10 protein-coding genes are annotated in these 14,387 nt (G+C 71.4%); 8 read left to right on the top strand and 2 right to left on the bottom strand.

The features are described from left to right. Positions 1–23: 23 nt before the first annotated feature. Positions 24–1,319 carry a cytochrome P450 gene (locus ABZ412_RS23410; RefSeq protein ID WP_357283717.1) on the top strand — a complete coding sequence of 432 codons (1,296 nt, stop codon included), beginning with the start codon at positions 24–26 and terminating at the stop codon, positions 1,317–1,319. A 28-nt stretch (positions 1,320–1,347) separates the two neighbouring features. Here ABZ412_RS23410 and ABZ412_RS23405 read toward each other — a convergent pair whose 3' ends face one another. Then, positions 1,348–2,907, bottom strand: a complete 1,560-nt coding sequence (locus tag ABZ412_RS23405; protein ID WP_357283503.1) for a carboxylesterase/lipase family protein — start codon at positions 2,905–2,907, stop codon at positions 1,348–1,350. A gap of 110 nt (positions 2,908–3,017) precedes the next feature. On the opposite strand from ABZ412_RS23405, the gene ABZ412_RS23400 reads away from it, so the two are divergent. Then, complete coding sequence (locus ABZ412_RS23400) at positions 3,018–3,239, top strand: zinc ribbon domain-containing protein (RefSeq protein WP_357283501.1); 222 nt, start codon at positions 3,018–3,020, stop codon at positions 3,237–3,239. Here ABZ412_RS23400 and ABZ412_RS23395 read toward each other — a convergent pair. Next, positions 3,236–3,535: a SelT/SelW/SelH family protein gene (locus ABZ412_RS23395; RefSeq protein ID WP_357283498.1), complete on the bottom strand. Its 300-nt coding sequence runs from the start codon at positions 3,533–3,535 to the stop codon at positions 3,236–3,238. The genes ABZ412_RS23400 and ABZ412_RS23395 overlap by 4 nt on opposite strands. A 187-nt stretch (positions 3,536–3,722) precedes the next feature. On the opposite strand from ABZ412_RS23395, the gene ABZ412_RS23390 reads away from it, so the two are divergent. The 6 genes from ABZ412_RS23390 to ABZ412_RS23365 all read left to right on the top strand — a co-directional run bounded on the left by ABZ412_RS23390 (position 3,723) and on the right by ABZ412_RS23365 (position 14,376). Continuing rightward, positions 3,723–6,770: a DUF5691 domain-containing protein gene (locus tag ABZ412_RS23390; protein WP_357283495.1), complete on the top strand. Its 3,048-nt coding sequence runs from the start codon at positions 3,723–3,725 to the stop codon at positions 6,768–6,770. 2 nt (positions 6,771–6,772) lie between these two features. Next, on the top strand, positions 6,773–7,885 hold the full coding sequence (locus ABZ412_RS23385) for an AAA family ATPase (RefSeq protein ID WP_357283715.1): 1,113 nt from the start codon (positions 6,773–6,775) through the stop codon (positions 7,883–7,885). Beyond that, the gene (locus ABZ412_RS23380) at positions 7,882–10,236 is read left to right on the top strand and encodes a DUF5682 family protein (RefSeq protein WP_357283493.1); all 2,355 of its coding nucleotides are present in this window, start codon (positions 7,882–7,884) and stop codon (positions 10,234–10,236) included. Before ABZ412_RS23385 ends, ABZ412_RS23380 begins: the two co-directional genes overlap by 4 nt. A 142-nt stretch (positions 10,237–10,378) precedes the next feature. Then, positions 10,379–11,548 (top strand): VWA domain-containing protein, encoded by a 1,170-nt coding sequence (locus ABZ412_RS23375; RefSeq protein WP_357283490.1) that lies wholly within the window; start codon positions 10,379–10,381, stop codon positions 11,546–11,548. Between the two features lie 178 nt (positions 11,549–11,726). Next, on the top strand, positions 11,727–13,151 hold the full coding sequence (locus tag ABZ412_RS23370; protein WP_357283487.1) for a protein kinase: 1,425 nt from the start codon (positions 11,727–11,729) through the stop codon (positions 13,149–13,151). 79 nt (positions 13,152–13,230) lie between these two features. Beyond that, positions 13,231–14,376 (top strand): serine hydrolase domain-containing protein, encoded by a 1,146-nt coding sequence (locus tag ABZ412_RS23365; protein ID WP_357283485.1) that lies wholly within the window; start codon positions 13,231–13,233, stop codon positions 14,374–14,376. The last annotated feature ends 11 nt before the right edge of the window (positions 14,377–14,387 follow it).

The following is a 14,387-nucleotide window of genomic DNA, read 5'->3' as shown; positions in this document are numbered from 1 at the left end:
GATGACGAGGGAGTCCCGCGATGATGAGTCCCCGATACTGGGCCCGATGGATGGTCGAGCACGGTGCCCCGCGCTGGGGTCTGCGTTGGCAGGCCCGCCACGATGTTCCATTCGCGAAACTGATCACCACGTCGGACGCGCTCCACGATCCGTACCCCCTGATCGAGGACATCCGTGCCCGCGGCCGTCTGGTACACAACCCGTACACCTGGGCGACGGCCGACTACGAGCTGATCCGCGCCATCCTGCGCGACAATCGCTTCGGCGCGTTCGGCCCGGACGGCGTGGACATGCCCGCCTGGCTGCGCGATCGCCTGAAGCGGGCGCAGACGCCGCCGAATCCGGTGGAGCCGCCGTCCATGCTGATGATCGATCCGCCCGATCACACCCGCATCCGCAAGTCGGTGTCGGCGGCGTTCACCCCGCGCGCCATCGGCCGGCTGCGTGATCGGGTGGAGTCGGTGACCGCCGAACTGCTCGACGAGCTGCCGCCGCAGGGCTCGGCCGACCTGATCTCGGCCTTCGCCCAGCAGGTGCCGATCGCCATCATCACCGAGATGCTGGGTTTCCCGCAGGCGTCCCGCAACGAGTTCCTGAGCTGGGGTGACGCCGCCAGCCCGCTGCTGGACATCGGCGTCTCGTGGCGGGCCTGGCGCGACGCGTACGCGGCGATGGGCGTGATGGACGAGTACCTGAACGGGCATCTGGCGAAGCTGCGGGCCACCCCGGGCGAGGACATCCTGTCCAGTCTGGTGACGGCCGGGGAACTGAACGAGCGCGAGCTGAAGGCGACCGCGAGCCTGCTCATGGGTGCGGGGTTCGAGACCACAGTGAACCTGATCGGCAACGGCGTGGTCCAGCTGCTGTCGCACCCGGAGCAGCTGGCCATGCTGCGCGCGGATCCGGATCTGTGGCCGCAGGCTATCGACGAGATCCTGCGCTTCGACCCGCCGGTCACCATGACCGCGCGCATCGCCCTGGCCGACGCCGAGGTCGGCGATCAGCGGCTGGCGGCGGGCAGCGTCCTGGTGATGTCGCTGGCGGGCGCGAACCGCGATCCCCAGAAGTTCACCGACCCCAATCGGTTCGACATCACCCGCGCGAACGCCCGCGAGCACCTGACCTTCTCCAGCGGCATCCACACCTGTCTGGGCGCGAGCCTGGCCCGGATGGAGGGCGTGCACGCGCTGCGGGCCCTGTTCGACGCGTTCCCGGATCTGGCGCTGGCGGGTGCGCCCGAACGCCGCCCGCTCTACACGCTGCACGGGTACGCGCACATGCCGGCGCACCTGGGCCGCCGGGCCACCGCCACGGTGTAGCCCACCGCGAATCGGGATCGGTTGCGGCTCAATAGAAGCCGACGACGTCGTCGCCCCACACGTAGTTGCGGTCGCGGTCGGGATCGTCGATGACCCGGTCCACGCCGTCGATGACGAGCGTGGTCCGGGTGGCGGCGTGGTAGGGCGGCCAGTGCTTGGATCCGTCGATGGCGGCGGGCACGCCGTATCCGGCGAAGGCCAGCCAGCGGCGCATCACCCGGCCCGAAACCTCCTGCGCCGCTTTGCGTCCGCCGAGCCAGAAGGTCGGGTCGTAGTCGAAGGAGCCGAAATTGCCGAACACATACGGCAATTCGGTGGCGTGGCCCGCGCCGACCCGGGCCGCCTTGAGCATCGGCGTGGCGTGGTCGAACCGGTACATCCAGGTCGGCGAGTGCGTGGAGTGCGCGTCGGCCACCCACTGCGCGGGCATCCGGAACGCGGCGTCGGTCGACATGATCATCGCGCCGCGCGACGTGCCCGCGGCGTAGGCGGCCGCGAACTCGGCGACGCGTTCGGGTGACAGGCCCGGATGCTCGGCGGCGACCGAACGCAGCATGGAGTTCACCGCGTCCGGGGTGACCGGCATGATCGGCGAGCGCAGCAGCCGGAACAGCGAGGATTCGTCCTTGTTGGTGCCGATGAGCAGTGGCACCCGATGCGACCGCCCCTGCTGGAAGCGCTCGCTCGGGTAGCCGGGCAGCACATCGCCGTCCACCACGGGCGCGGCGGCCAGGCGGCCCGGTTCCCGCGCGGGCACCTCGTCGAAGAGGGTTCCCGCCGCGGTCACCATGCGTTCGAGCGGCATGGTGAGCAGTTCGGTCGCGCGATCGGGCGGCAGCTCCAGCAGCTCCAGATAGCGCTTGGCCACCACGGCGGCCCGCTCCGGACCGAAAACCGCTGTGGCGGGCGGTGATTGGGCGATGGCCCGATGGAACAGGCCCGCCGACAGCGGCGAGGTGAGCAGCGCGGTGACGCAGCCCGCGCCGGAGGATTCGCCGAAGATGGTGACATTGCCGGGGTCCCCGCCGAAGGCCGCGATATTGTCGCGCACCCAGGCCAGGGCCGCGACCTGGTCGTGCAGGCCCAGATTCGGGACGAACTCCTTCCCCAGCGAGGACAGGTCCAGGAAGCCCAGGGCGCCGACCCGATAGTTGACGCCGACCACGATCACCTGACCGGCCTCGGCGAGGCGGCGGCCGTCGTAGATGGCCTGGGCGGCGGTTCCCAGGCAGTACGCGCCGCCGTGCAGCCACACCATGACCGGGCGGGGTTCGTCGACGGCGGCGGCCGGGGCCCAGACATTGAGCCAGAGGCAGTTCTCGCCCATGCGCAGGTTGGCGTCGACGGGCACGAAGCCGGGGGTCTGCGGGGCGACGTCGCCGTAGCGCACGCATTCGCGGACGCCGGTCCAGGGTCGCGGGGGTTGCGGCAGGCGGAAGCGGTGGGGACCGGCCGTGCTGTCGGCATAGGGGATGCCCCGCCAGACCGCGGCCGACCCGATCACGGCGCCCGACACGTCGCCGTACACCGTCCGTGCCACCGGCACGTCATCGCGTTCGGTCCGCTCGTCGAAGATCCGAGTGTTCATACGACACCTCCTCGTACTCCGTAAATCGAGGGTACTGGTGGTTCGCGGGTCGCCGGGCGATCATCGTCAGCGCGCCGCACGAGCTCGGCGGCGTGGTCTACGCTGGCCGGGTGCCGAGCTATGCGTATCGATGCCGCAGCTGCGGCGACACCTTCGAGCTGACCCGTCCGATGGCCGAGGCGTCCGCCCCCGCGACCTGCCCCGGCGGCCACGACGACACCGTCAAGCTGCTGACCACCTTCGGAACCGTGAGCCGGGGCGGCGCCGCCCCGGTGTCCATGCCCGCCCCGCCGGCGGGCGGCGGCTGCTGCGGTGGCGGAGGCTGCTGCTAGCTCGCCGGTCCGGCGTTCTCGTCCGTCTTCTTGTCCGTGTGGCCCAGTGCGCGATCCGGGGCCACACGGTCGCGGACGCGTTGTTTCAGCAGGGCGATATCGGGAAAACCGCCGTCGGCCTTGCGTTCCCAGATCTGCTCGCCGTCGACGGTGATGCGAAAGACGCCGCCCTCGCCCGGGACCAGGGCGACCTCCGACAGGTCGGTGGCGAAAGTGGTCAGCAACTCCTGGGCCATCCAGCTCGCGCGGAGCAGCCAGCGGCACTGTGTGCAGTATTCGATCGCTACGCGAGGCATGTCCGCGACCCTATCCCGCTCCACCGACAGCGCCGCCCGCACCCGTCCGCTGCCCGCGGTACGCACCGCCCGCATCGTCCGAATCGGTGGCGGCGGAACGACTTCCGCAGCCGGCCCGGCCACGGCGTGACGCCCGGATCTGTCGGTGCCCTCGGATAGAAATATGTCAACCGAGGAAGGGGGATGGATGACCACCGCTTGGACCGCCGATCACATCGGCTCGCTCGCACCGGACGCCGCGTCGCTGACCGCCGCCCGCAAATTGCGCGGCAAGTGGAGCGGCACCGGGATTCACGACACGGCGCTGTGGGGGCTGTGCAAGGGCAGCGGCAGCCGCCCGTACCAAACCATCGTCGACCTGGCCGGACCCGCCTACAAGTGCACGTGCCCGAGCCGCAAGTTCCCGTGCAAGCACGCGCTGTCGCTGCTGCTGTCGTGGAGCGCCGGCGAGGTTCCCGCCGCGGACGCCGTGGGCGACTTCGCGGCCGACTGGCTGGGCGGCCGGGCCGCCCGCGCCGCCAAGAAGGCCGCGCCCGAGGCCAAGCCCGCGGCGGCCTCCGGGGCCACCGCCGATCAGCGCCGCGCCCGGGTCACCGCGGGCCTGGCCGACCTGGACACCTGGCTCACCGACCAGGTCCGCACCGGCCTGGCCCAGTCCGACCGTTCGATGCGCGCCTTCGAGACCGTGGCGGCGCGCATGGTCGACGCGCAGGCCCCCGGCGTGGCCGCCACGCTGCGCCAATTACCGCTCGCCACAAGCCATTCCGACTGGCCCCGGCTACTGTTGCGCGAATACGCCCGGCTGCACCTGCTGGCGGCCGCGCACACCCGCCTCGACGAGCTCTCCCCCGGCCTGCGCGCCAGCGTGCGCACCCACATCGGCTACCAGACTCCGGCCGAATCGGTCCGCACCGAACCCGCGATCCGCGACCGCTGGCAGGTCCTGGGCGTCCGCACCACCGCCGAGGACGGCCTCTACACCCGCCGGGTCTGGCTGCGTGGACGGGCCTCGGGCCGCTGGGCCCTGATCCTGGACTACCACCACGGCAGCCCCGCGTTCCCCAACGACACCCCGGCCCCGGGCTTCCAGGTGGACGCGAACCTGCACTTCTACCCCGCGGCCGCTCCGCTGCGCGCGGTCTGGGGCGACCGCCACGAGGACATCCCCGAGCCCTTCACCACGATCCCGCAGCCGGGATTCGCCGGCGCGAAGAACCGCGGTGATCACGTAGGAGCGGCAACCGGATCCACCGGCGATCCGCTCGAATCCGACTCGGTGGCAGTAGATTCCCGTGCTGCATTCGATCCGGCGATCGCCGGCGGGAGCAGCGACTCGATCGCAGCCACGCCCACGGGCGCGGAGCCGGACCGGCGGCCCGGCAGTATCGCGGCCGCGCTGGACGAGCAGGCGCGGGCGCTGGGAGCCGATCCGTTCCTGCGATCGTGGCCGGTACTGCTGGTCGATGTCGTGCCGGTTCGCGGCGAAAAGGGTTGGGAAATCGTGGAATCCGGGGGCGACGCGCTGCCGGTGTCGACGGCCGAGGGTGAGCCGTGGCGGCTGCTCGGCCTGTCCGGCGGGCACGCGGTCACGCTGCTGGCCGAGTGGACCGTGGACGGCGTGGTCCCCGTCGCGGCGCTCGCCGACGGTGTGATGATGGATGTCGGTGTGGCACCGGGGACTCCGAACCCGGTCCGCGGCGGGATCGAGGACGCCGGCAGCGCCGAGCTGGTGTCGGCGGCTCTGGTCGGCACGGCACGACGACAGGCGGACCTGTCGGGGTTGGCCGCGCCCGTCAGCCCGGCGGCGACCGCGCTGAGCGGGGATCCGGCGGTCGTGCTGCTGGAATCCATTGCGCTGCAGGACTGTTTTGCTCGCGGCGGCGTCACCGCCGGTTCCGGCGAGCGCGGGGGCGCCGCGTCCGATGACGAGCGGCGGTTGCTGCCCGCCGCGGCGGGGGCGCGGCTGATCGACATGCTGTCGGACAACTCGCCGTTCCTCGAGGAGTGGTTCGCCCTGGCCGCGCCGCGGGATTTCCGCGCGCCGGACGGCTTGGTGAGCGTCCTGCTCGATCGCGCCAAAGCGCTCGCGCCGCATCGGGAGTCGCTGTTGCGGCTGGCCGGGGCGCGAGGCCGGTGGCTGGCCGGGCAGCACCCGGGCTGGAAGTCGCTGGTGCGGGCGGCCGCCGAGGACGAGAGCGTGTGGTCTCACGGCCGGGCGACTGAACGGCGCAGCTGGCTGACCCAGTTGCGGCAGCGCGACCCGGCGGCCGCGAGCGCCGCCTTGGCCGGATCGTGGGGTACCGAGTCCGGGCCGGGCAAGGCCGATCTGCTCGCGGTGCTCGCCGATGGGCTCTCACTCGCCGACGAGCCGCTGCTCGAAGCCGCGCTCGACGATCGGCGCGCGGAGGTGCGGCGGCTGGCCGCGGATCTGCTGGGACGACTGCCGGATTCGGCGTTCGCGCAACGGATGTCACAGCGGGCGGCGGCCTGGCTGAGTTTCGGAGCGCACCCGGTCGCGCCGCGGCTGGTCACCACCGGACCCGGCGTGCTCGACGCCGCGGCCCGCCGCGACGGAGTCGGGGATTCCTTCGGCTACACCGCCTACCGGGCCGACGGGGCACTCGATCTGGCCGCCGAATGGCTGCACCGGGTGGTGGCCGCCACGCCGTTGCGGCACTGGGAACGCCTCCTCGGGTCGCCCGAGGAGGCGGTCCGGGTGTCCATGGCCGACGGTGTGCGCGGACCCCTGCTGGCCGGCTGGACCGATGCCGCACTGGCACAGGGTGATCCGGCGTGGGCGTGGGCCCTGTTCGGGGCGATCTCCGGCCCGGCCGCCCGCGACGCGGATTCCGGCAGGCTGCGCGCCCTGTTCGCGCTCCAGCCCGAAGCCGATCAGGTGCGGTACCTGCGCGGGCTGGATTCCAGCTCGCTCGCCGAGATCGAAGCACTGTTGCATGCCATGCCCCGGCAGTGGCCCGGCCCCATGGCCGAGCACGTGCTGCGGCTGCTCACCGAACGCGCTCAGCTGTGCGCCGACCGGCCAGGTGCGCCCGGCCTGGCACCCGGCTCGTATCGGACGCTGTTCCGCGCGGCGTCCGCCCATTTCCCGGTGGGGCTGGCCGGGATGGTGTCCGGTCTGGCCCGCCGCTGCGCGGATCCGTACTGGGAGCAGCATTTCGACCAGCTCGCCCAAGACCTCATTGAACGCAAGACGATGCTCGAGGAGTTGCAGTGACCATTGCTCAGGAAGTCACCATCGCTCAGGAACCGGACGCCCTGCTGCGCCCGCACGCCGAACAGGCCTTCGCCGACGAGCTGAAGGCCCTGGCCGCGGCCGACGACCGCCCGCGTCCGCCCTCCTGGAACCTGTCGCCGTGGGCGGTGGTCACCTATCTGCTGGGTGGCACGCTGTCCGACGGCACCGTGATCACGCCCAAGTACGTGGGCCCGCGCCGGATCATGGAGGTCGCGGTCGCCACCCTGGCCACCGACCGCGCGCTGCTGCTGATCGGCGTCCCCGGCACCGCGAAAACCTGGGTGTCGGAACATCTCTCGGCCGCCATCGCCGGACATTCGACGCTGCTGGTGCAGGGCACCTCCGGTACCGCGGAGGAGGCCATCCGCTACGGCTGGAACTACGCCCGGCTGCTGGCCGAAGGTCCGAGCGAGGCGGCGCTGGTGCCCTCGCCGATCATGACCGCCATGCGCGCGGGCTCCATCGCCCGGCTCGAGGAGCTCACCCGCATCCCGTCGGATGTGCAGGACGCGCTGATCACGGTGCTGTCGGAGAAGACGCTGCCGGTGCCGGAGCTGGGCACGGAGGTACAGGCGGCCAAGGGCTTCAATGTGATCGCCACCGCCAACGACCGCGACCGCGGCGTCAACGAGCTGTCCTCCGCGCTGCGCCGCCGGTTCAACACCGTGGTGCTGCCGCTGCCGGCCGGGGAGGACGAGGAGGTCTCCATCGTCACCCGCCGCGTCGAACAGCTCGGTGTCGCACTGGAACTGCCCGCCGTGCCCGCGGCCGCCGAGGAGATCCGCCGCGTGGTGCGGGTGTTCCGCGAACTGCGCTCGGGCATGACCGAGGACGGCCGCACCAAGCTCAAGTCGCCGACCGGCACGCTGTCCACGGCCGAGGCGATCTCGGTGATCACCAATGGCATCGCGCTGGCGGCGCACTTCGGCGATGGTGTGCTGCGGCCCGCCGATATCGCGGGCGCGGTGCTGGGCGCGGTCATCAAGGATCCGGTGGCCGACCAGGTGGTGTGGACCGAGTACCTGGAAGCCGTTGTGCGGCAGCGCCCGGACTGGGCGGACTTCTACCGCGCCTGCCGCGAGGTGCACGTATGACGGCCGCCACGATCCCGGCCGACACCGCCGACACCGCCCTGCCGAGCGAGACCGCGGCCTCCACCGAGGCCACGGGCCCGGCGGAGACGCGGGTGTTCGGCATCCGCCATCACGGCCCCGGGTCGGCGCGCTCGCTGGCGCTGGCGCTGGCGCGGTTCCGTCCCGACGCCATCCTCATCGAGGGCCCATCGGACGCCGATCCGCTGGTCGGATACGTTGCGGCCGAGGGCATGTCACCGCCGGTGGCCCTGCTCGCCTATCAGCCCGACAGTCCCGCCAAGGCCGCGTTCTGGCCCTTCGCGACCTTCTCCCCGGAGTGGGTGGCGCTGCGGTACGCGGCAGAACACGGTGTGTCCGCGGGCTTCTGCGATCTTCCGGCCTCGATCTGCCTGGCCGTGGAGGACGAGCCGGGCGATCGGACCGACCCGCTCGGCATCCTGGCCTCGGCCGCCGGATACGACGACGCCGAACGTTGGTGGGACGCCATCGTCGAATCCGCCTCGGACGCCGATATCTTCCCGGCGGTCAACGAGGCCATGGGCGCCCTGCGCGAGCACGCGGAGGATCGTGCGGAGATCTCGGAGGAATCCGATTCCGTCGTCCCGGCCGAGGGGTCCGGGACAACGGAGGAGGAGCCGTTCTCGGCCGCCACGGCGCGGATCACGGTGGACGCGCATACGCTGCGGCGTGAGGCGCACATGCGGCAGATCATGCGAAAAGCCTTGAAGGACGGGGCGAAACGGCTGGTCGTGGTGTGCGGCGCGTGGCACGCGCCCGCGCTGGAGGGCAAGCTGGGCCCGGCCGCGGCCGATGCCCGGCTGCTCAAGGGCCTGCCCAAGGGCAAGGCCATGCTGACCTGGGTGCCGTGGACGCATTCGCGGCTGGCGAGCTCGTCCGGCTACGGCGCGGGCATCACCTCCCCGGGGTGGTACCACCACCTGTTCACCGAGACCGACCAGCCGATCGCCCGCTGGCTCACCAAGGTAGCGGGCACCCTGCGCGCCCACGATCTGCCGGTGTCGAGCGCGCACATCATCGAATCCATCCGGCTGGCCGAGACTCTCGCGACCCTGCGGGAGCGGCCGCTGGCCGGACTGTCGGAGGTCACCGAGGCCACCCGGTCGGTGCTGTGCGACGGCGACGAGACCCTGTTGCGGCTGGTCAGCACCGAACTGGTGGTGGGCGAGGCGCTGGGGACGGTGCCCGAGGGCACGCCGACGGTGCCGCTGGAGGCGGACCTGCGGGCCCAGATCAAGACGCTGCGGCTCAAGCAGCAGGCCCTGGAGCGCACCGTCGACCTGGATCTGCGCACCGACGGCGGGCTCGCGAGATCGCGTCTGCTGCACCGGCTCCGGCTGCTGGGCATCGGGTGGGGCCGGCTGACCGACAGCCAGGTCCGCAACGCGGGCACCTTCCGCGAGACCTGGACCCTGCGCTGGCGGCCGGAACTGGCGATCGCGATCGTGGAGGCGTCACGCTGGGGCACCACCCTGCGGTCGGCCGCGGAGGCGAAGATCCTCGACGCCGCCCGGGATCCGGACGCCACGGTCGGGAAGGTGGCGTCCGCGCTGGAGGAGGCCTTGCTGGCCGATCTCGGCGGGGCCACCGACGGACTGATCGCCCGGCTGGAAACCGTTGCGGCCCTGGATCACGATGTCACCCACCTGATGTCGGCGCTGCCCGGCCTGCTGCGCATCGCCCGCTACGGCGACGTGCGCGGCACCGACGGCGCGGCGTTGACCCGGGTGGCGGACAGCCTGCTGGTCCGCAGTTGCGCCGGCCTGCCGGGCGCGGTGACCGGACTCGACTCCGACGCGGCCGCCGCGCTGCGCAGCCGGATCGACGCGGTGCACCTGGCGCTGTCGAACCGCGACGACGAATGGGCTTCGGGGACTTGGCTGTCCACCCTCGAGACGCTGGCCGATCGCGACGACGTCAACGGCGGCATCGTCGGCCGCGCCGTGCGGCTGCTCTGCGACGCCGAGCGCATCGGCGGCGAGGAGTCCGGCCGCCGACTATCCGCGGCGCTGTCGGTCGGCCGCACCGCGCCGGACAAGGCGGCCTGGATCGACGGTTTCCTCGGCGGCCGCGGCCTGCTGCTGGTGCACGACCGAAACCTGTTGTCGCTCATCGACGGCTGGCTGGGTGGACTCGACGAGGACCAGTTCGTGGCCACCCTGCCCCTGCTGCGCCGGACCTTCGGCGCGTTCGAGGCCGGGGAGCGGCAGGCGATCGGCCAGGCCGTCCGCCACGGCGCGCCGACGATTACGGCCACCGGCGGCACCGAGTACGACGCGCCCCGCGGAACGCTGGCCATGCGGGCGGCGGCCGAGATCCTCGGAGTGGCCTGATGAGCCCGCGCGGCGGTGGCCGGAGCAGGCTGCGGAGCCTCCGGCCGCAGCCGCGGGCCGGGCGCCTGAGCCGACCCCACACGGAGCACGACTCCGCTTGGGGCACAAGCAGTTACCAGTCTTACTCATCGTGGGGAATGGCATGAAAGAGATCGACGAAGCGCAGCTGCGGCGGTGGCGCCTGGTACTCGGCAGCCCCGGGGAGGCCGGGCTCGGGTGCGGCGGCCTGCGCAGCACCGACGATCAGGCGATGGACCGCGCGCTGGGGTCGCTCTACGACTCCGGGCAGGGCGGAAGCGGACGGCGCTCGGGCGGGCTCGGCGGGTCCGCGCCGCAGGTGTCGCGGTGGCTGGGCGATATTCGCCGCTATTTCCCCTCGACCGTGGTGGAGGTGATGCAACGGGACGCCGTGGATCGGCTCAACCTCACCGAATTGCTGCTGGAGCCCGAGCTTCTGGAAGCGGTCGAACCGGATGTGCACCTGGTCGGAACGCTGCTGAGCCTGAACCGGGTGATGCCGGAGACCACCAAGGCCACCGCGCGCATGGTGGTGGAGAAGGTGGTCAAGGAGATCGAGCGGCGGATCGCGGCGCAGACCGTGGCCGCCGTGGGCGGCGCGCTGAACCGGGCGGCCCGGGTGTCGCGCCCCAAACTGCGGGACATCGACTGGGACCGCACGATTCGCAAGAACCTGGCGAACTATCTGCCCGATCACCGAACCGTGGTGCCCGAGCGACTGGTCGGGTACGGCCGTAAGGCGCAGGCGGTGAAGCGGGACGTGGTGCTGGCCATCGACCAGTCCGGGTCGATGGCGTCGAGTGTGGTGTACGCGTCGGTGTTCGGCGCGGTGCTGGCGTCCATGCGGTCGCTGCGCACCTCGCTGGTGGTGTTCGACACCGCCGTCGTGGATCTCACCGAGAAGCTGTCGGATCCGGTGGAGGTGCTGTTCGGCACCCAACTGGGCGGCGGCACCGATATCAATCGGGCCATCGCGTACTCGCAGTCGCTCATCACCCGCCCGGCCGATTCGCTGTTCGTGCTGATCTCCGATCTCTACGAGGGCGGAGTCCGGGCGGAGATGCTGCGGCGCATTCGCGCCATGAAGGAGTCGGGGGTGCAGGTGGTGGTGCTGCTGGCGCTGTCGGACGAGGGCGCCCCGGCCTACGACCGCGACAACGCGGCGGCGCTGACCGCCCTGGGTGTGCCCGCTTTCGCGTGCACGCCGGACAAGTTCCCGGACCTGCTCGCGGTGGCGCTGGACCGCGGCGATGTTGGGACGTGGGCACACAATACGTTCCGTGGGCAGCCATAATAGGTGCGCTTGAGATTGGAAGCGCCTGATGTTCGCGGCCCGTCTCGTTCTGGACTGAGCGGAGCGGAGCGGGGGAGCGAAGCGGAGGAGCGGAGGGAGGGAAGAACGAGACCTCCGGGGCCGCGAACCCGCCCGTAGCGAAGCGGAGGGCAAAGATTACGAAAGCGGGTGCTCGGTTTTGCGTTCAGGTGATGTGTTCGCCGGTTACGTCATCGAACGCGAGCTCGGTCGTGGCGGGATGGGCTCGGTGTATCTGGCCAAGCATCCGCGGCTGCCCCGGATGACCGCCCTCAAGCTGCTCAATCAGGAGATGTTCTCCGACGACGAGATTCGCGCCCGATTCATCCGCGAGGCGGATCTCGTCGCCCGGCTGGACCACCCGAATATCGTCACCGTTTACGACCGCGGCGACGAGGGCGAGCAGCTGTGGATCTCGATGCAGTTCATCGACGGCGTGAACGCCTCCTCCATCAGCCCCGGCACGCTGCCGCCGCTGCGGGCGGTCCAGATCATCACCGAGACCGCCAAGGCCCTCGACTACGCGCACGGCCTCAATGTCCTGCACCGGGACGTGAAGCCGGCCAATATCCTGCTGGCCCGCTCGTCCTCCAAGACCGGCTCCAGCGAGCGGGTCTACCTGACCGACTTCGGTATCGCCCGCCTGCGTGACGACACCGGGCATCTGACCCAGACCGGCACCGTCACCGCCACGCTCGCCTACGCCTCCCCCGAGCAGCTGACCGGCGCGTCCCTCGACGGCCGCTCCGACCAGTACTCGCTGGCCTGCACCCTGTTCCAGCTGCTCACCGGCGCGGTTCCGTTCGAGGGCACCAGCCCGGCCGCCGTCATCCGCGGCCACCTGCAGCAACCGCCGCCCTCGGCCAGCCCGCTGCGCCAGGCCCTGCCCCGCGCCATCGACGCCGTCCTGGCCAAGGCCCTGGCCAAGCGCCCCGCCGACCGCTACCGCTCGTGCGTCGAATTCGCCACGGCCGCCGAACGAGCCCTCTCGGCTCCGGCCGCCCCGCCGCGTCCCCCGACGCCCGCGCACCCCCAGCCGATCGTGGCCCCGCGCCCGCCGACCCCGGCCCACCCTCAGCCGGTGATCCAGCGCCCACCGACGCCCACCCCGTCGACCCCGCGCCCGCTGGTCGGCCCCGGCCCCGCCTACACCAATCAGGGCCCCGCGTACCCGTCGCCGCCGACGTCGGGCCCGTCGTACCCGAACCAGCAGGCCCCGTCGTACCCGCACCACCCGATCCACAACCAGCAGACCTCGACGCCCGCCTACCCGAACCAGCCCGCGCCGCACCATTTCACGAGTCAGCAGGGTCCGTCGTACCCGCCGCCGCAGACCTACGCACACCATGCCCCGCAGCCGAATTACGCTCCTCAGCAACGCAATTCGAACAGCACGGCCTGGTTGATCGCCGCTATCGTCGCGGTGCTGGTCATCGTCATCATCGTGATCGCGGTGATCGTCAAGAGCAGCAAGTCCAAGGCCGACGCTCCACTGCAGCCCGACACCATCGTGTATTCGGCCTTCGCGGACCATCGCACGCCCGAGAGCGTCCTCGGCGACAAGGCTTTCCGCACCACCCTGTGAGACATGGGGGATCTCCCCCACCCGGATTCCAGGGATCCGCCGGATTACCCGGGGCCGCACGCGGACATAGCGTTCAACCATGGTCAAACGCCGTGCCGCCGTCCTCGGCGCTCTACTGATCGCCGGGGCGGCCGTCGGCTGCGCCCAGCCCGCGGAGTCCTCCATCGCTCAGCGGTTGCGCCAGGACACCGAGACGATCCACGCCCTCGGCATCAGCGGCGTGCAGGCCCGCGTCATCGAGCCCGACGGCACGCGATCGGTCGCCACCAGCGGGACGGCGGACCTGGCGACAAGCGACCCGGTCCCGTCCGACGGGTACTTCCGGATGGCCAGCACCGCCAAGACACTCGTCGCCACCGTGGTCCTGCAGCTGACGAGCGAGGGCTCGCTCACCCTCGACGACACCCTCGAACGGTGGCTGCCGGATGTGGTGCGGGGCAACGGGAACGACGGCGCCCGGATCACCCTCCGCCAGCTGTTGCAGCACACCAGCGGCATTCACGACGATCTGCCGGGGTACACCACACCCGCCGAGTACTACCAGCAGCGCCACGACACCTACACCCCCGCACAGCTGATCGCCCGGGCCATGGCCCACGCGCCCGACTTCGCGCCCGGCTCGAGCTGGCAGTACTCCAATACCGGCTACATCCTGCTCGCCGAGATCATCCAGCGCGCCACCGGCCGACCCGCTCATACCGAGATCGAGAACCGCATCGTCACACCGCTCGGCCTGCACGGAACCCGGTGGCTCGGCGACTCGCCCACGCTCCCGGAGCCGCACGCCCGCGCCTATCAGTTCTTCGGCCCCGGTTCCGAAGTCGACGTCACCGACCAGATCGCGCTGGAACCGGAGAACCTCTCCTGGGTCACCACCACCGAGGACGAGAACACCTTCTTCCGAGCCCTGCTCGGCGGGCGTCTGCTCCCGGCCGACCGGCTGGCGGAGATGAAGCGGACCGTGCCGGTGAGCGGGGACCTCGAAACCATGTGGCCGGGTGGCCGATACGGCCTCGGTCTCGCCGAACGCCCGTTGAGCTGCGGCGGCGCCTACTGGTCCCACGAGGGCGGCGACGGCGGCTACATCACCCTCAATGGCGTCACCGGCGACGGCGCCCGCAGCGCCGTGGTCTCCATGTCGGAGGCCCTCGGCGACACCCCGGAGCACGTCCTGGCACAGGAATCCGCGGCCGCCGCCCTGATCGACCACGCCCTGTGCCCGTAACCGAACGCTGT

This window comes from Nocardia sp. NPDC005746 (assembly GCF_040630785.1).
Taxonomy (GTDB): Bacteria; Actinomycetota; Actinomycetes; order Mycobacteriales; family Mycobacteriaceae; genus Nocardia.
The sequence above is the reverse complement of the archived record's forward strand: the minus strand, read 5'-3'. Positions and strand labels throughout refer to the sequence as shown.